This window comes from Streptomyces sp. NPDC018610 (assembly GCF_044391765.1).
Classification (GTDB): Bacteria; Actinomycetota; Actinomycetes; order Streptomycetales; family Streptomycetaceae; genus Streptomyces.
In genome coordinates, this window is record NZ_JBISAL010000001.1 from 1,052,994 (window position 1) to 1,070,537 (window position 17,544).

The window sequence follows — 17,544 nt, forward strand, 5'->3', positions numbered from 1 at the left end:
TCGGTTCGAGCAGCGGCCAGCCCACAGCACGCGTCGTGCGGTGAAAAGGTGCTGGTCAACGGTGTGCCATGCGAGGTAGAGGGAAGGGCCATTGGTGGTTCGGTCCACACGGGAGAGGACCCCGACGTCTCCGTGGGACCGCTCCCACGCGGCATGTCCGGAAGACTCCTGGTTGCCGGGCCAGGTGTCAAGAGTTGAAAACGGCGTTGTTGCGCAAGCGTGTTCAGCGCGTCACGTGAATGTGTCTGTCACGGAGGCGTCACCCGCCCGTCATCGACCGGCCCGGTACAGGATTCACGCAGGTCACGGGCAGGTCAATGGTCCAGGCCATGAACTCCGGGGCCCCGCCGGGGCGGTGGCCGGATTTTTCTGGGCCAGAATGAGGCGACCCCCCACCGACCGCCGGAAGGTGAACGATGAACCCCGCCGAGCACCCGCCCCAGGCCGCGGACGCCCTCCGTCCGACCCTGAACGCGGACGTCCGGCGCCCGGCCCTGAAGGCGGACGTGCGGCGGCCGACCCTGAACGCCGTGGCCGCGCGCGCCGGGGTCGGCCGCGGCACGGTCTCCCGGGTGATCAACGGATCCCCCAAGGTGAGCGAGCGGTCCCGGGCCGCCGTCGAGCGGGCCATCGCCGAACTCGGCTACGTCCCCAACCGCGCCGCCCGCGCCCTGGTCACCCGCCGCACCGACTCCGTCGCCCTGGTCGTCCCCGACGCCGAGACCCGGCTGTTCTCCGAGCCGTACTTCTCGGGGATCATCCGGGGCGTCTCCGCCGGACTCGCCGGCGCGGGGATGCAGTTGCTGCTCGTCCTCGCCCGCGACGCGCAGGAGTACGCGCGCCTCGCCTCCTATCTGTCGGCGCAGCGGGTGGACGGCGTGCTCATGATGGCGGTGCACAGCGACGACACGCTGCCCGACCGGCTGGAGGAACTGGCGGTGCCGACCGTGCTGGCCGGCCGGCGCAGCCACCGCGAGCAGCTGGGACACGTCCGCGCGGACAACAGCGGCGGCGCGCGGGTCGCGGTGCAGCACCTGCTGGCGGCCGGGCGGCGGTCCATCGGCACCATCACCGGACCGCTGGACATGGACGCCGCGCAGGACCGGCTCGACGGCTACCGCGAGGCGCTGCGGGGCGCCGGCGTCGCCGTCGACGAGGACTTGATCGCGAGCGGCGACTTCACGGAGAGCGGCGGGCGCGCGGCCATGCGCGAGCTGCTGCGCCGGCGGCCCGGCCTCGACGCCGTCTTCGCCGCCTCCGACGTGATGGCCTCGGGCGCCGTGCTCGAACTGCGCGCCGCGGGGCGGCGGGTGCCCGACGACGTCGCCCTCGTCGGGTTCGACGACTCGATCGTGGCCCGGCACGTCGACCCCCCGCTGACCAGTGTGCGCCAGCCGCTGGAGGAGATGGGCCGCACCATGGCGAGCCTGCTGCTGGACGAGATCGCCGAGCGCGGCTCCGGCCACCGCGAAGTAGTCCTGCCGACGCAGCTGGTGGTGCGCGAGTCGGCCTGAGCCGCGGGCCCCGCGGTGCGCGAGTCGGCCTGAGCCGCGGGCCCCGCGGTGCGCGGACGGGCGATCGCGCCGCCTTTTCGGTGCGCGGACACCCCTTTTGGCGTGGGAGCGCTCCCATGCATAATGGGCGCACCCGACTCGTGGGAGCGATTCCATGCCCGAACCGTTGACCGTGTCCTTCCCGCCCGCCTTCCTCTGGGGCGCCGCGACCTCCGCCTACCAGATCGAGGGCGCGGTGCGGGAGGACGGCCGCACCCCTTCGATCTGGGACACCTTCAGCCATACGCCGGGCAGGACGGCCGGCGGCGACACCGGTGACATCGCTGTCGACCACTACCACCGCTACCGCGACGACGTCGCCCTGATGGCGGAGCTGGGCCTGACCGCCTACCGCTTCTCGGTGTCCTGGCCGCGGGTGCAGCCCACCGGCCGGGGGCCCGCGGTCCAGGTGGGCCTGGACTTCTACCGCCGGCTCGTGGACGAGCTGCTGTCCCACGGGATCAAGCCCGCCCTCACCCTCTACCACTGGGACCTCCCCCAGGAGCTGGAGGACGCGGGCGGCTGGCCCGAGCGGGAGACGGCGCTGCGGTTCGCGGAGTACGCGCAGCTCGTGGGCGAGGCGCTCGGTGACCGGGTGGACCAGTGGATCACGCTCAACGAACCCTGGTGCAGCGCCTTCCTCGGCTACGGCTCCGGCGTCCACGCCCCCGGCCGCACCGACCCCCTCGCCGCGCTGCGCGCCGCGCACCATCTGAACCTGGCCCACGGTCTGGGCGCCCAGGCGCTGCGCTCGGTGCTGCCGGCGCGGGCATCGGTCGGCGTCAGCCTCAACTCGCAGGTGATCCGCCCGCTGTCGCAGCACCCGGCGGACGTGGCCGCGGCGCGGCGCATCGACGACCTGGCCAACGGCGTCTTCCACGGCCCGCTGCTGCACGGCGCCTACCCGGCCACCCTGCTGGAGGCGACCTCGTCGGTCACGGACTGGTCCTTCGTCCTGAACGGCGACCTGCGCGACACCCGGCAGCCGCTGGACGCGCTGGGCCTCAACTACTACACGCCCCAGATCGTGTCGTCCGTGGAGACCGCGCCCGCGGGGCCGCGCTCGGACACGCACGGGGCGAGCGCGCACTCGCCGTGGCCGGCCGCCGACGACGTGGTGTTCCACCAGGTCCCGGGCGAACGCACCGACATGGGCTGGACGGTCGACCCGGCCGGCCTGCACGAACTGATCATGCGCTACACCCGGGAGGCGCCCGGGGTGCCGCTGTACGTCACGGAGAACGGCGCGGCCTATGACGACAAGATGGACGACGACGGGCGCGTGCACGACCCGGAGCGCATCGCCTACCTGCACGGCCACCTGACGGCGGTCCGCCGGGCCATGGCGGACGGCGCGGACGTGCGCGGGTACTACCTGTGGTCCCTGATGGACAACTTCGAGTGGGCCTACGGCTACGCCAAGCGGTTCGGCGCGATCCACGTCGACTACGCGACCCTCGCCCGGACCCCCAAGTCCAGCGCCCACTGGTACGCGCGGGCCGCCCGCAGCGGGCGGCTGCCCGCGGTGGACGCCGCCGTCTGACGCCTCCGCCGACCGGGGACGGACCGGTCGGCGGGGGATGTGCGGGGCGCGGCACGCGGGAGTCGGAGGGGAGTGCCGCGCCCCATGAGGTCGGGGGTTCGAGGGCCGGGGCGTCCGGGCCCAAGGCCCAGACCCGAAATCCCAGAGCCCAGGGCCTGGAGCCCAGGCCCTTCGTAGGCCCCGGGCTCAGGAGCCGGGGCCCGCGGGGTCGAGGACCGAGAGGGGCTGGACCCCGGGAGGTTGGGCCCGGGAGGTTGGGGCCCGGGAGATCGGGCCCCGAGAGGCCGGGGCCCGCGAGGCCGGGGCCCGCGAGGCCGGGGCCCGCGAGGCCGGGTTCGCGGGCCGGGCGGTGTCAGCCGAGGGCGCCGAAGGCCTTGGCGAAGGCGTGGTCGTCCTGGGTGATCGAGCTGCACGTCGGGTCGGCGTAGGCCTTGGCGCCGCCGGCGCACTGCTTGTCGCGGGCGGCGGACCACATGGAGAGCCAGCCGAGACCCTTGGACCTGGCGAAGTTCACCAGCTGGGTGGCGTCGTCGACCTTGAAGACCTCCGAGGAGACGTCGTTGACGCCGATCATCGGGGTGACGGCGACCGTCTTCCAGGCCGCGCTGTCGGACAGGGCCAGCACGCTCTTGATCTGGGCCTGGGTGGCGGTGGCGGCCTGCTCGGCGTAGGTGCCCATGTCGCCGCTGTAGGAGGCGCCGTAGTCCATCGCCATGATGTTGACGGCGGAGATCTTCACGCCGTTGGACTTGGCGTCGGACAGCAGGTTGACGCCGTCCTGGGTCAGGCCCTCGGGCATGACGGGGAGGGTGAAGGAGACGTCCAGGCCCGGGTGCTGCTGCTGGAGCTTGGCGACGGCCTGGGCGCGGCGGGTGTTGGCGGCCGCGTTGGGCAGCGCGCCGCCCTCGACATCGAAGTCGACCTTGGTCAGCTTGTACTGGTCCACGACCTTCCCGTACGCCGCCGCCAGCGTGTCCGCCGAGGAGCAGGTGGTGGCCAGTTCGGAGCCGGACGCGCCGCCGAAGGAGACGCGCACGTCGCCGCCCTTGGCGCGCAGCGCGCCGATCTGGGAGGCGACGCCGTCGCTCGCCAGGTCGGTGACGCCGCCCCACTTGGGGGTGCAGCCGCCGCCGTCGGTGACGAAGGCGAGGTTGTAGTTCTTCACACCGGTCGCGTCGGCGCTCGCCGACAGGTCGTAAGCCGGGTAGAGGGAGGTGTCGACATAGGGGGCGAAGCCGGCGGTCGTGCCGGTGCCCGTGCCGGTGCTCTGCGAGGCGGTCGGGGTGGGGGTCGGCGTCGACGTGGCCGGCGGGGTGGTCCTGGTGGCGGTGGGGGTCGGCGTGGGGACCGTCGTGGGGGTCGCGGTCTGGGTCGGCCGACCGCTGGGCTCCGGGGTGGCGGCGCCGTCCGCCGAACAGGAGGCGCCGTCGATCCGGCAGCCGGTGGGGTCGCCGGTGCCGTCGACGACGAATCCGACGGTGACCGACTTGCCGGCGGCGAGCCCGGCGGTGTCCCACTTGGCCGGCCTCACGGTGACGTGCTGACCGCTGACGCTCGACTCCCCGTTCCACAGCGAGCCCAGCTTGGCGCCCGCGGGCAGGTCGAACTCCAGCGTCCAGTCCTTCTCCGCCTGGCCGCTGTCGTTGGTGACGACGTACTGCGCGGTGTAGCCGGTCGACCAGTCGCTGGTCCTCGTGTACGCGGCGCCGACGCCGGCCGCCTGCGCGTTGGCGGTGAACAGGAACGCGCCGCCCCCGACCACGGCCGCGGCGACGAGGCCGCCTATCACCTTGTTCCTGCCACTGATCCTGCGCCGGTGCGTGCTCATCGTGCCTGCCTTCACTGTTCACGGGGGTGCGGTGCGGCAGCACGCTAGCGGTCCGGAATCGGGCAATCCGCCGGATCCGGGCGGGCGTTGGGGATCTTAGGGTGCGCTTAAGGAAGGGATCGGGGACGGTTAAAGGTCGCGGTCTCCAGGCGCCTCACCTCGCCGCCTGGCGTCTGCGCCGCCGTACGTTCCCGCGGTGGCCGCCGACGGCGGGCCGGCGGCCGTCGAGCTGGATCCAGACGCGCACCTCCGTGCCGCCGAGGACGGAGGAGCCGATGCGCACGTCGCCGCCGGTCGCCTCCGCCAGGCGCCGCACGATGTCGAGGCCGAGCCCGGTGGAGCCGTCGTGGCCCGATCCGCTTCCGCGCAGCATGGCCGCGTCCGGGTCGGGTATGCCGGGACCCGCGTCGGAGACGAGCACGATCACCGCGTCCTCGCCGTTGTGCACGTCGACGGCGAACGCCGTGCCCTCGGGGGTGTGCCGGAACACGTTGCCGAGCAGGGCGTCCAGCGCGGCGGCGAGGTCCGCGCGGGCCACGGGGGCGCGCACCGGCCGTTCGACGCCGGCCAGCCGCCACTTGCGGCCCTCGTCCTCGGCGAGCGCCGACCAGAACGCCATCCGCTCCCGGACCACCTCGGCCGCGTCGCAGCCGGCGCCCGGACCGACTGCGGCCGTCTGCGGCTTGGCCTCCCGGGCGGTGCGGATGATGGTGTCGACCTCGCGCTCCAGCTGGGCCACCGCGGCCCGGGTCTGGTCGGCGGCCGGCCCGTCGCCGAGCGAGGCCGCGTTCAGCCGCAGCACGGTCAGCGGGGTGCGCAGTCGGTGGGACAGGTCGGCGGCCAGCTCCCGCTCGTTGGCGAGCAGCCCGACGACCTGGTCGGCCATGGAGTTGAACGCGACCGCTGCCAGGCGCAGTTCGGTCGGCCCCTCCTCGGGCACCCGCGCGCCGAGCTTGCCCTCCCCCAGTTCGTGCGCGCCCTCGGCGAGCCGCTGCGCGGGCTGCACCATCCGCACCCCGAGCCGGTCGGCGACGGCGACCGAGCCGACGACGAGCGCGGCTCCGACGCCGGCGAGCACCGCCCAGGCGGTGCCGACGCCGTTGCTGACCTCGGCCTCGGGGACGTAGACCTCGACGACCGCGATGGCGCCGGAGCTGAGCGCGACCGGCTGGAGCAGCGTGGATCCGCCGGACACCTCGGTGGTGGAGGCGCGGCCCATCCTGCGCACGGCGGCGATGTCCGCCTCGGCGGCCCGGCGGCGCCCGATGTCGACGGCCGGCCTGCCGTCGGCCCCGGGTATGTGCACGGCCATCTGGGCGTCCGAGCCGGCCGAGGCGACGACCCGCTCCAGCTGGTCGCGCTCGGTGGTGATGGACAGCGCGGGCGCCACGGCCGCGGCCTGGCGTTCGGCGTTGGAGAAGGCGCGGTCCCGGGCCATCTCCTTGACGACCAGTCCGAGCGGGACAGCGAAGGCGACCACGACCATCGTGGTGACCGCGAGGCACACCTTGACCAGTGCCCATCTCATCGCGACGGCTCCGCTCCGGGTGGTTCCAGCTTCACGCCGACTCCCCTGAGGGTGTGCAGGTAGCGGGGCCGGGCGGCGGTCTCGCCCAGCTTGCGGCGCAGCCAGGACAGATGGACGTCGATGGTCTGGTCGTCGCCGTAGGACTGCTGCCACACCTCGGCCAGCAGCTCCCTGCGCGCCACGACGACGCCCGGCCGGCCGGCGAGGAAGGCGAGCAGGTCGAACTCGCGGCGGGTGAGGTCCAGTCGTACGCCGTCCAGTGCGGCCTGGCGGCGCAGCGGGTCGACGGTCAGGCCGCCCACCCGCAGGACGGTGGGGGGCGCGGCGTCGGCGGGGCCGGAGCGGGACCGGCGCAGCACGGCGGCCATCCGGGCGGACAGGTGCTCGACCGAGAACGGCTTGGTCAGGTAGTCGTCCGCCCCGGCGTTGAGCAGCCGGACGATCTCCGCCTCGTCGTCGCGCGCGGTGGCGATGATGACGGGCACGTCGGTGATGCCGCGCAGCATCTTCAGGGCCTCGGAGCCGTCCAGATCGGGCAGTCCGAGGTCCAGGACGACGACGTCGAAACGGATGTGGGCGACCTCGCGCAGCGCCTCCAGCGCGGTGCCGACGCTGCGCACGGTGTGCGAGGCGTCGGTCAGATGCCGGATGAGCGCCGAGCGTACGAACTGGTCGTCCTCGACCACGAGCACACTTGCCATGCGCCGCACCGTACGCCATGCGTCCGGACGCGGTGCGGGCCTGTGGACAACTCGGCGCGGGCCCCGCGCGCTTGGGGACGACTGCCTGTGGACAACCTCACCCCGCCCACCTGCCGCCGACACGGACGGGGCGCGTGCGGCAGTATGACCGGCGATGCACAGAGGACTGGTACACGTACTGGCGTGGTCGCTCGCCACCGGCGCGGCGGTCACGCTGTCGTGGTGGGGCGTCCACTCGGTGATGGCGGGCACGGCCTACGACCCGCCGCGCGCCCTGCCCATCACGGCGGCCGGGTCCACGGCGCCTCGATCGGCGCCGCTCACGTCCGCCACCCACGGGACGGCCTCGTCGCCGAGCGCGCCGGCCACCTCGGCGGCGCCGTCCCGGACGCCCGCCGCGTCCCGTACTTCGAGGTCCGCGCCCGCCGCACCGGCCGCCCCCTCCCCCACCGCGACCACGACCGGCCGGGTCAAGAGCTACGACACCGACGGCGGCCGGGTGGTCTTCGACCTCGGCCCGGCCGGCGCGGCCCTGGTCTCGGCGACCCCGGGCACGGGCTGGTCGATGCAGGTGTGGAAGACGGCGTCCTGGATCCGGGTGGAGTTCACCTCAGGCACCGACCGGGTGTCGGTCATCTGCACCTGGCACGACGGGCCGCCGCGGGTCGAGGTGGGCAATTACTAGTGACCCCGCGCTCCTTCACCGAGCCCGCCGACCGGGTCGGCGGAAGTCCACGGGGCCGGCGACGGGTTCGGGGCGGGACCGGCGACGGGTTCGGGGCGGGACCGTCGGCGGGTTCGGCGCGGGACCGGGCCGCTCGGTGCCCTCCGGCGGTGGCTCAGCGGAAGACCGAGGGCGGCGGGGCCGGTGAGGCGACGGCGGCGGCGTCCGTCACGGGGAGCGCGCCGCCCGTGAAGTCGGTGAGGGAGCGGCCGTGTTCGACGCGGCCCGGATGCGGGTCGGAGGCGGCCCGCCGGGTCAGTTCGGCGACCGGCAGCGGCAGGTCGGAGGCGACGAGGACGGCGTTGCCGAAGCGTTTGCCGCGCAGCACGGTGGGGTCGGCGACCAGGGCCAGTTCGGCGAACCGGGCGGCGGCGGTGGCGATCTGGCCGCGCAGATGGGCCAGCGGCGGCCCGTCGGCGAGGTTGGCGGCGTAGCGGCCGCCCGGCTTCAGCGCCCTGCGGACCTCGTCGAGGAACTCCGTCGAGGTGAGGTGCGCGGGGGTGCGGGCACCGCTGAACACGTCCGCTATGACGAGGTCGGCCCAGCCGTCGGGGACCTTGGCGAGCCCCGCGCGGGCGTCGGCGGTACGTATCCGGATCCGGGCGTTCGCGTCCAACGGCAGCTCTCGGCGGACCAGTCGGACGAGGGCCGCGTCACGTTCGACGACCTGCTGGGTGGAGCGGGGCCGGGTGGCGGCGACGTAGCGGGCGAGAGTGAGGGCGCCGCCGCCGAGGTGGACGGCGTGGACCGGTTTCCCGGGCGGCGCGGCCAGATCGATGACGTGTCCGAGCCGGCGCTGGTACTCGAAGGAGAGGTGGGCCGGATCGTCGAGGTCGACGTGGGACTGCGGGGCGCCGTCGATCAGCAGGGTCCAGGCCCGGGCCCGCTCCCGGTCGGGCATGAGCTGGGCCAGCCCGCCGTCGACCTGCTCGGTCACGGCTTCGGCGGCTCCGCGCTCGCGGCGGGGACTTCTGGACCTTCCCATGGGCCCATTGTCGCAAGCGGCGGCGGGTGCCACGCGCGGGCGGGCGCGACGCCGGGGACGCCTCGAGCAGTGGGCGGTCACCTCGGGTCCGCCTCACGTCACGGTACGGCTGGGGCGGATCCGGCGGTCACGCCGCTCCGGAGAGTGTTCCGCACCGCCTGCCACGCACCACCGTGGCGTTGCCGTCAACGGCAGCTGTCGGCCGCCTCGATCAGCCGGGCCGCCTCGTCCAGCGCGCGCCGCAGCACGGCGGGGTCCGTCGCCGGGTCGGCCTCCCCGGGCGGGAGCAGCCAGTCCGAGCCCTCGACCGGCGGCTCGGGCGCCAGGCACAGGCCCCTGCCGTTCGTCCGGGTGCACGTGCTCCCCGGTACGTCCCATCCCGCGGCCGTGCCCGCTGGCACCACGAACCCCAGCGTGTCGCCGCCGTCGTCGTGCAGTACGGGTCCCACCGCGTCCACCGCGCCGCGGCGCAGGATGTCGACCGCCTCCAGGCCCTGCCGCGCCGGCACCGTCACCAGGTCGCACCCGGTCCCCGGCGCCGGCGGCGGACACGGATCGACGCTCCCGCTGGTCTGCGTCCCGGCCTCCACCACGGATACCCCTCCTCGTGAGCGAACGGGCGGGAGTCGGGCGGCTCCCGGTCCATGGGGTCCAACGCGGCCGCACGTCAACGGCTACGGCCGAAGACAGCCTCAAAGGATGGCAGTTCATGGCAGATCACGGATGAGATATCCGGTTTGTAGCTAAACACCGCGTGGCGGACCGGACACAGCGGGTACGTTCTTGCTCGCCGGAAACAGGGTGCGACTCGGACAACTCATCCTGAGTCCGGCATGGTTCGACGGTTCGCACGAGAGGGCCCGGACATGGCGTCGTCAACGGTGACCTCGTCCCCGTACCCCCGGCCACCACGGCCGAATCTCGCCTTCCGGCAGCTGCGCGGGCAGCGCTCGCCGGCCGAGTTCGCCGCGACGGTGCGGCGGGCCGCACGCGAGATCGGCGAGCGGGTCAGCTGTGACGCCCGCTACATCGGACGGGTGGAGGCGGGCGAGATCCGCTGTCCCAACTACGCCTACGAACGGGTGTTCCTGCACATGTTCCCCGGCCGGACGCTCGCCGACCTGGGGTTCGCACCCCGCTCGTCCGTCCGCGGACGGGCGGCGCGTGCCCCCGAGGACGATGCGCCCCCGGCGTGCACCACGAACCCGGAACGCGCCCCGAATGAAACGCGGGGGGCGTGCCACCCGTACCACCCCTACGACACGCAGGACCCGCGGGAGACGGCGGACCTGCGCGCCACGCAAGATCGGCAATATCCGTACCACCCGTACGAAGACCACGAGGAGAGCGACGTGCTGCGTCGCGCATTCATGACCCGCGGGGGCGCCACTGTGGCCGCCGCCTCGCTGGGCCCCCTGGGGCTCGCCCTCGACGCGTCGGCCGCGGACCGGCCGGTCCGCCGCGCCGGAGCGAGCGACGCGGGCGCCCTCGAAGAGGCCGTCCGCAGAATCCGGCTGCTCGACGACCGGCACGGGGCGGACGGCCTCTACCGGCGCGCGGCGGCCCCGCTGCGCGCCGCCTACGCGCTGCTGGACGCCGGCGCGACCCGCCAGGCCACCGCCGACCGGCTGCACTCGGGCGCCGGCGAGCTGGCCATCTCGGTGGGCTGGCTGGCCCACGACTCGGGCCGCTTCGACGACGCCCGCTCGCACTACGCGGAGGCGCTGGCGACCGCGCGCATGACCGGGGACCAGGGCCTGGAGGCGCACGCGTTCTGCAACACGGCGTTCCTCGCACGCGACGCGGGCCGCCCCCGTGAGGCGGTGCGCGCCGCGCAGGCCGCCCAGCGGGTCGGGCGCGGGCTGGGCTCCGCACGGCTGATGTCGCTGCTCGCGCTGCGCGAGGCGGGCGGCTGGGCCGGGCTCGCCGACCGCACCGCGTGCGCGCAGGCGCTCACGCGCGCGCAGGCCCTGTTCACGCGCGGCACCTCGGACTCCGATCCGGAGTGGATGAGCTTCTACGGCGAGGCCGAGCTGGAGGGACTGGAGGCGCAGTGCTGGTCCATGCTGGGCGACTGGCCGCGCGCCGCCGGGCACGCCCGGCGCGCCGCACAGCTGCAAGACCCCCACTTCACGCGGAACATCGCCCTCTACACGGCCGAACTGGCCGACGACCTCGCGCGCGGGGGGCGTCCCGACGAGGCCGCCTCGGCCGGGATGCGGGTCCTGGACCTGCTGGACCAGGTCCAGTCCTCCCGCATCCAGACGATGCTGGCGGGAACGGCCCGCGTGCTCCTGCCACACCGGCGCGCCTCCGGCGTGTCCGCCTTCCTCCAACGGCACGCCTCGGCGCCTCGCACGGCCTGAGCGCACGGCTTGCGCGCACCGCCTGAGCGCACGGCCGCCCCGCGGGCACGGCCGCTCCCACGGGGCATGCATCGCCGCCGTAGGCACTCCAGGACGGGAATCGTCCGGTGGCCGGGGGCCGGGCGGGCCGGGCGGGCCGGGCGGGCCTCCGTAGGTCCGCCCCCCGGAGGTCCGGCCCCCGGAGGGCCGCGCGGGGGCGGTCACTCGGGGGCGGTCACGCGGCCAGGTGACCCGTTTCGTTCCAGCTCTCCAGGGCCGGTTCCCCGTACGCCCAGCCCAGGACCGACAGGGACGTCGGGTTGAGGCGGATCCGCGCCGCGAAGTCGATCGGCAGGCCGAGCCAGCGGGCGCCTATGGAGCGCAGGATGTGCCCGTGGGCGAAGACCAGCACGTCACGGTCCTCGGCGCGGGCCCAGGCCACCACCTCGTCGGCGCGGGCCGTCACATCGGCGAGCGTCTCTCCGCGCGGGACGCCGTCGCGCCAGATGAACCAACCCGGACGCTCGTCCTGGATCTGGCGCGGGGTCATGCCCTCGTACGCGCCGTAGTCCCACTCCATGAGCACGTCCCAGGACGTCGCGCGGTCACCGAATCCGGCCAGCTCGCAGGTCTCCCGCGCGCGCACCAGCGGACTGGTGCGGACCTCGACGCCGGGCAGGCCGTCGTACGGCGCCCGGTGCAGGCGCTCGCCGAGCAGTTTGGCGCCGCGCCGGCCCTCCTCCAGGAGCGGCACGTCCGTCCTGCCGGTGTGCTTGCCGGACAGTGACCACGCGGTCTGTCCGTGCCGGGCCAGCAGGATGCGCGGTGCCATGAGGAACCTTTCCGGGAAAAGTCAGATCTTCAGCGGGACCCTTCCATCATCGCGCACGCTGGTCAGGGGCAACCCGGGGGGCGATCCGTGCGTCTTCGAGGGCCGGGGGCGCTCCACGAAGGCGGGCGCATACACCGTAAAGTGTCACGACCGACCGGGAACCACCGGCGCCGCAGCGATCAGAACGGGGAGGGGCATCGGATGCCGCAGACCAAGGCACCGGCACCCGCACCACGCACCGAGGCGGCCCCGCGCACCCGGCTGCGCTGGTGGACCGAGCTGCCGCTGATCGTGCTGGTGTACGCCTGCTACTCGGGCGGGCGGCTGCTGGTCCGCGGCGACGTGGCCGGCGCCGTCGACCACGGCCTGGCGATCCTGCGCTTCGAGCAGGCGCTGCACCTGAACGCCGAGCACCCGCTCAACCGCCTCTTCACCCGCGCGCCCTGGCTCGGCGTCCCCGCCGACTTCTGGTACGCGTCACTGCACTACGTGGTGACGCCCGCGATACTGGTGTGGCTGTTCCGCTCGCGCTCGGCGATCTACCGCTCGGTCCGCACCTGGCTGATGACGTCCACGTTCATCGGCCTGATCGGTTTCACGCTGCTGCCGACGTGCCCGCCCCGTCTGCTCTCGGCGGACCACGGCTTCGTGGACACCATGGCCCACTACAGCTCGTACGGCTGGTGGGGCGGCGAGGCCAGCGCGCCCCGCGGCCTGGGCGGCATGACGAACCAGTACGCGGCGATGCCGAGCCTGCACGTGGGCTGGGCGCTGTGGTGCGGGATCATGCTGTGGCGGCACGGCGGCACCCGGTGGGCCAAGGCGGCCGGTGTCGCCTATCCGCTCCTCACCGCGCTCGTGGTGATGGGCACGGCCAACCACTACTTCCTGGACGCGGTCGCCGGGGTCGCCGTGATGGGCGTCGGACTGCTGCTCGCGCCGTTCGTGACGCGGGCCGTGAACCGGGTGCGGGCGCCGCTGGCGGCCCGGATCCCGGCCCTCGCGGACCCCGCCTCCGGCACGGGTTCCGCGATTGTCAGTGGCGGGTGCCAGACTTCGGCGGGTGAGCGAATTCCACGGCAGCGCGAAACACGGTTCGGGCCCGGAGCCGAGCCGGGTGCCTCCTCCCAGGACGCGGGGGACGGCGCTCCGGACTGGGGCCTCCCCCGCTCCAGCGAAGCCGAGAGTCTGGGGAAGGCTCGCTGAGCTGCGCGGGCCGGGCGTTCCGGCCCGGCCGCTGGACGCCCGCGCGCTGGCGGCGCTGGCCGCGAACCCGGGCTGCCGACGGCGCGCGATCCTGGACGGCGCGGGCGTCGACAAGGCCGCGCTCGCCGGCGCTCTGGGCGCGCCGTCCGCGTTCGGGCAGTCCCAGTTCGCCCTCACCCGGGGCAACGCGTTCGAGGCGCGGGTCAAGGCGGACGGCGGCGCCGAGCTGCTGCGCCTGGTCCACGAGCGGCTGGACCCCGCCGCCGAGCCGCCCCGGGACGCGCAGGTCCCGGACCTGACCGCCGCCGGCCCCGAGGGGCGCGCGGAGCGCACGGCGCTGGCGCTGCGCGAGGCGACGGCCGCGGGCGCCTGGACGCTGCTGGACCATCCCATGCTCGCCCTGGAGGTGGCCGGCTCACCCGCCTTCCTGGAGCCCGACGCGGTGGTGGTGCATCCGGACGGCGGCTGGACGGTCGTGGAGATCAAGTCGTTCCCGATGCTGGACGGCTCCGCCGACCCGGCCAAGGTCGGCGCGGCGGCACGGCAGGCCGCGGTGTACGTGCTGGCGCTGGAGGACGCCGCCGCCCGGTTGGAGGCCGCCCCGAGGGTGCGGCAACGGGTGCTCCTGGTGTGTCCCAAGGACTTCTCCAACCTGCCCACCGCCTGTGCCGTGGACGTGCGCAAGCAGCGCGCCGTGACCGGCCGCCAGCTGGCGCGGCTGACCCGCGTCCAGGACATCGCCGACGCGCTCCCCGAGGGGGTGTGCTTCTCCCCCGAGCTGCCCGCCGAGGAACTGACCGCCGCCGTCGAGGCGGTCCCGGCCGCGTACGCGCCGGAGTGCCTGGCCGCATGCGAGCTGGCCTTCCACTGCCGGGCGCGGTCCCGGGCGCGGGGCGCGGTGACCGCGCTGGGCCGTTCGGTCCGCGCGGAGCTGGGCGGTCTGACGACGGTGGAGGACGTGCTCGCGGCGGCCCGCGGCGAGGCCGGCGACCCGGACGACCCGGCCGTGGCGGCCCTGCGCAGGGCCGCGCACCTGCGGGCCGAGGCCCTCGCCGGCCACCGGCCGCGGGCGGGCGACGGCCGCGGGGACTCCTGGGCGAGGACGACCGGCGACGCCGGGCAGGGGGCGGCATGTCGCTGATCGACACCCTCGCCCGGCTCGAGGCCGTGCAGACCGGGCGGGCGCAGCCGGCCGCGACCGTGCGGCACCGGCACCTGTCCGCGCGGCCGCTGGTGTTCGTGCCGCTGACCACCGCCGGCGAGGCGGGCGCCCCGCTCGGCGCGCTGGTCGGCACCGACCGCGACGCGCCCTGTCTGCTGGCCGTGCCGCAGCCGCGCGACCGTGACCTCAGGTTCGCGTTCCTCGCCGAGCTGGCCGACGTGGTCCTGCCCTACGTCGACTCCTTCGCGGAGGCGGTCGAGGCCGCGGAGCGCACCGAGACCGACCCGGAGACCGGCAAGCGGGTCAAGGTGGAGGTCGAGCTGTGCGCGGACGCGCCCCAGCTGATCGTGCCGAGCCGCGCCGGCATCGAGTTCGTACGGCTGCTCGGGCGCTCCACGCGGTTCCGGCGCACCGCCGAGCAGGATCCCGAGGCCCCGCATCCGGCGCCGCCGAGGGTGCCGCTGCTCGGGCGGTGGCTGACCCACTTCGGGGAGCGGGCCCGGGTGCCCGGTTCCTCGCTGCTGCTGGCGCTGAGCGACGTACTGGCCCGGCACTGGACCACCGGCCAGTCCGGACTGGAGGACCAGCACCTGGGGGCGCTGCTGGCGTGGATCGCGCCGCCGGACGGCGTCCCGGGCGCCGAGGCCGCGCTGCGCGCGGAGCTGGAGCGGGACGGGGCCGGTCAGCTGCGGTGCCCGCCGGCGGGCCCGGCCACCGACCCCGCCTTCGACAACAAGCTGCTCGCGCCCGCCATCGAGCGCTACGACCGCGCGCGCCACGCCCTGGCCGCCGCCGAGGACGGCCTGGAGGCGGACGACCGGCTCGGCGCGCTGACGGCGGCCGAGCGCGGCGTCCACGTGCTGGTCGAGCAGTGCGCCCTGCCCACCTGGCGAAGGGTCTGGGACGGCCTGGACCTGCTGCGGGCGCTGCCCGAGGGCGCGCACGTCGAGGACCGGTGGACGCGCGACCGGTGGTCGTTCACCGGGCACCGCGACCGCGTCCTCGCCGGGGAGCCGCCGCAGCCGCGCCACGACGACGCGGTCACCGCGGCGAACAAGCTGGCCGCGCGCGAGCGCGAGCAGGCGCGTCTGGACGCCCAGGAGGCGCTGGACGACCCGCTGGTCATGGCGGGGCGGCGGCTGGCCGGGGAGGCGTTCGCGGGCGAGGTCACCGATGTCGTCATGGCCTACAGCGAGGGCAAGCGGCCCAGCCCGCGCCCGCTGGTGGCCGTGCGCACCGACGACCGGCCACACCTGGCCGAGCGCGCCAAGGTGTTCCGCTCGCTGGGCGGCCGGCCGCAGTCGGCGGAGTTCGTGTCGGAGGAGGACGACGGGACGCTGATCGTCCTGCGGATTCTCGACAAGATGGGCCGCGGCAAGGAGCCCGAGGCCGGTTCCGTCCCCGAGAAGGGCGACCGGGTGTGCTTCACGCTCTTCGAGCACGAGCAGCGCGGCGGCGCGAAGCTGCCCGACCCCGAGCGGACCCCGTGGACGCACGGCGGCCCGCCGGGCGAGGAGAGCGCGCCGGAGGCCCCCGACCCGGTGACCGAGGAGGACCTGCTGTGACCGCCCCCGTCCGGAGCCCCGGGACCGGCCCGGAGACCGCCTTCGACCCCGGCGCGGCCGCCGCCCGCGCCACCGACGCGATCCTGCGCGACACCCTGCACGGCACGCACCGCGGTGTGGTCGTCGACTCGCCGCCCGGCGCCGGCAAGTCGACGCTCGTCGTGCGGGCGGCGCTGGAGCTGGCCGCCGCCGGACGGCCGCTGATGGTGGTCGCGCAGACCAACGCGCAGGTCGACGACCTGGTGACGCGGCTGGCGGAGAAGGAGCCCGAACTGCCCGTGGGCCGGCTGCACAGCAGCGACGCCGACCCCTACGACAAGGCGCTGGACGGCCTGCCGAACGTCAGGAAGTCCGCGAAGGCGGCCGACCTCGCGGGACTCGACGTGGTGGTGTCCACCGCAGCGAAGTGGGCGCATGTGAAGGTCGACGAGCCGTGGCGGCACGCGATCGTCGACGAGGCGTACCAGATGCGTTCGGACGCGCTGCTCGCCGTGGCCGGGCTGTTCGAGCGGGCGCTGTTCGTGGGCGACCCGGGGCAGCTGGACCCGTTCGCGATCGTCGGCAGCGAGCAGTGGGCGGGGCTCGCCTACGATCCGTCGGCGTCCGCGGTGACCACCCTGCTCGCGCACAATCCGGAGCTGCCCCAGCACCGGCTGCCGGTGTCCTGGCGGCTGCCGGCGTCGGCCGCGCCGCTGGTGTCGGACGCGTTCTACCCGTACACGCCGTTCCGCAGCGGCACGGCGGCCGGCGACCGGCGGCTGACCTTCGCGGTCCCCTCGGACGGCTCCGGCCCGGACCGGGTGATCGACGAGGCCGCCGAGGCCGGCTGGGGCCTGCTGGAGCTGCCCGCGCGGCACACTCCGCGCACGGACCCGGAGGCGGTGCGGGCGGTGGCGGTGGTCGTGCGGCGGCTGCTGGAGCGGGGCGGGGCGGCGACCTCCGAGGTCACCCGGGCTCTCGCCGCGCGAGCAGGGGGGACCCCTACGGCCGCCCCCTCGCCGCTGACCGCGGACCGGATCGCGGTCGGCACGGCCCACCGGGACCAGGCGGCGGCGGTGCGGGCGGCACTCGCGGACCTGGGCGTCACCGACGTGACCGTGGACACGGCGAACCGGCTCCAGGGCCGGGAGTTCGACGTCACGGTCGTCCTGCACCCGCTCTCCGGCCGCCCCGACGCCACCGCCTTCCACCTGGAGACGGGCCGGCTGTGCGTCCTGGCCTCCCGGCACCGGCACGCCTGCATCGTCGTCTGCCGCGCCGGAGTGACCGACCTCCTGGACGACCATCCCTCCACGGAGCCCGTCCAGCTGGGCGTGACGGTGAAGTTCCCCGACGGCTGGGAGGCGAACCACGCGGTGCTCGCACGACTGCACGAACACCGGGTGCCCTGGCGGCCCTGACCGGCGGTCGCGCGGCGGCCCGCCACCACTCCCGCCGACGCGGCGCCGGCCCACCGCCGGAGGCGGCCGTGGGCCGGCCGGGCGGGGCATGGCGGGAACATCGGGGGCGCCGGGCGCCTTGAGTACCTCCGGGGTCCGCCGCTCGGCCGGAGGTCCCCTTGCGCCCGCGCGA

At 75.0% G+C, this 17,544-nt stretch carries 14 protein-coding genes; 8 read left to right on the forward strand and 6 right to left on the reverse strand.

All coding sequences use genetic code 11. From position 1 onward, the window contains the following. Positions 1–416 precede the first annotated feature (416 nt). The gene (locus tag ACH5A8_RS04600; RefSeq protein ID WP_398997858.1) at positions 417–1,514 is read left to right on the forward strand and encodes a LacI family DNA-binding transcriptional regulator; all 1,098 of its coding nucleotides are present in this window, start codon (positions 417–419) and stop codon (positions 1,512–1,514) included. Between the two features lie 154 nt (positions 1,515–1,668). After that, on the forward strand, positions 1,669–3,096 hold the full coding sequence (locus ACH5A8_RS04605; protein ID WP_398997860.1) for a GH1 family beta-glucosidase: 1,428 nt from the start codon (positions 1,669–1,671) through the stop codon (positions 3,094–3,096). 352 nt (positions 3,097–3,448) lie between these two features. On the opposite strand, the gene ACH5A8_RS04610 is transcribed toward ACH5A8_RS04605, so the two are convergent. The 3 genes from ACH5A8_RS04610 to ACH5A8_RS04620 form a co-directional block, all read right to left on the reverse strand. Beyond that, positions 3,449–4,924 (reverse strand): cellulose binding domain-containing protein, encoded by a 1,476-nt coding sequence (locus ACH5A8_RS04610; protein WP_398997862.1) that lies wholly within the window; start codon positions 4,922–4,924, stop codon positions 3,449–3,451. A 154-nt stretch (positions 4,925–5,078) separates the two neighbouring features. Next, positions 5,079–6,452 (reverse strand): ATP-binding protein, encoded by a 1,374-nt coding sequence (locus tag ACH5A8_RS04615; protein ID WP_398997864.1) that lies wholly within the window; start codon positions 6,450–6,452, stop codon positions 5,079–5,081. After that, entirely contained in the window at positions 6,449–7,153 is a 705-nt protein-coding gene (locus ACH5A8_RS04620; protein ID WP_398997865.1) for a response regulator transcription factor, read from the reverse strand. Before ACH5A8_RS04620 ends, ACH5A8_RS04615 begins: the two co-directional genes overlap by 4 nt. A 154-nt stretch (positions 7,154–7,307) precedes the next feature. On the opposite strand from ACH5A8_RS04620, the gene ACH5A8_RS04625 reads away from it, so the two are divergent. Next, positions 7,308–7,838, forward strand: a complete 531-nt coding sequence (locus ACH5A8_RS04625) for a hypothetical protein (RefSeq protein ID WP_398997867.1) — start codon at positions 7,308–7,310, stop codon at positions 7,836–7,838. 154 nt (positions 7,839–7,992) lie between these two features. Here the strand turns inward: ACH5A8_RS04625 and ACH5A8_RS04630 are convergent, their stop codons facing one another. Both ACH5A8_RS04630 and ACH5A8_RS04635 read right to left on the reverse strand, forming a co-directional pair. Continuing rightward, positions 7,993–8,862: a spermidine synthase gene (locus ACH5A8_RS04630; protein WP_398997868.1), complete on the reverse strand. Its 870-nt coding sequence runs from the start codon at positions 8,860–8,862 to the stop codon at positions 7,993–7,995. 185 nt (positions 8,863–9,047) lie between these two features. Beyond that, complete coding sequence (locus ACH5A8_RS04635) at positions 9,048–9,455, reverse strand: hypothetical protein (protein ID WP_398997870.1); 408 nt, start codon at positions 9,453–9,455, stop codon at positions 9,048–9,050. A gap of 273 nt (positions 9,456–9,728) precedes the next feature. Here ACH5A8_RS04635 and ACH5A8_RS04640 point away from each other — a divergent pair, with 273 nt between their 5' ends. After that, positions 9,729–11,228 carry a hypothetical protein gene (locus ACH5A8_RS04640; protein WP_398997872.1) on the forward strand — a complete coding sequence of 500 codons (1,500 nt, stop codon included), beginning with the start codon at positions 9,729–9,731 and terminating at the stop codon, positions 11,226–11,228. A gap of 214 nt (positions 11,229–11,442) precedes the next feature. On the opposite strand, the gene ACH5A8_RS04645 is transcribed toward ACH5A8_RS04640, so the two are convergent. Beyond that, positions 11,443–12,039, reverse strand: a complete 597-nt coding sequence (locus ACH5A8_RS04645; RefSeq protein WP_398997874.1) for a histidine phosphatase family protein — start codon at positions 12,037–12,039, stop codon at positions 11,443–11,445. Between the two features lie 201 nt (positions 12,040–12,240). On the opposite strand from ACH5A8_RS04645, the gene ACH5A8_RS04650 reads away from it, so the two are divergent. From ACH5A8_RS04650 to ACH5A8_RS04665, 4 genes are read left to right on the forward strand one after another with little or no spacing between them, the layout of a single operon-like run. After that, complete coding sequence (locus ACH5A8_RS04650) at positions 12,241–13,245, forward strand: phosphatase PAP2 family protein (RefSeq protein WP_398997876.1); 1,005 nt, start codon at positions 12,241–12,243, stop codon at positions 13,243–13,245. After that, on the forward strand, positions 13,157–14,386 hold the full coding sequence (locus ACH5A8_RS04655) for a hypothetical protein (RefSeq protein ID WP_398997877.1): 1,230 nt from the start codon (positions 13,157–13,159) through the stop codon (positions 14,384–14,386). Before ACH5A8_RS04650 ends, ACH5A8_RS04655 begins: the two co-directional genes overlap by 89 nt. Further along, entirely contained in the window at positions 14,377–15,972 is a 1,596-nt protein-coding gene (locus tag ACH5A8_RS04660) for a hypothetical protein (protein WP_398997879.1), read from the forward strand. The genes ACH5A8_RS04655 and ACH5A8_RS04660 overlap by 10 nt, the downstream gene beginning before the upstream one ends. Beyond that, a complete protein-coding gene (locus ACH5A8_RS04665) occupies positions 15,969–17,372 on the forward strand; it encodes an AAA domain-containing protein (protein WP_398997881.1) in 1,404 nt (467 codons plus the stop codon). The genes ACH5A8_RS04660 and ACH5A8_RS04665 overlap by 4 nt, the downstream gene beginning before the upstream one ends. Positions 17,373–17,544 lie beyond the last annotated feature (172 nt).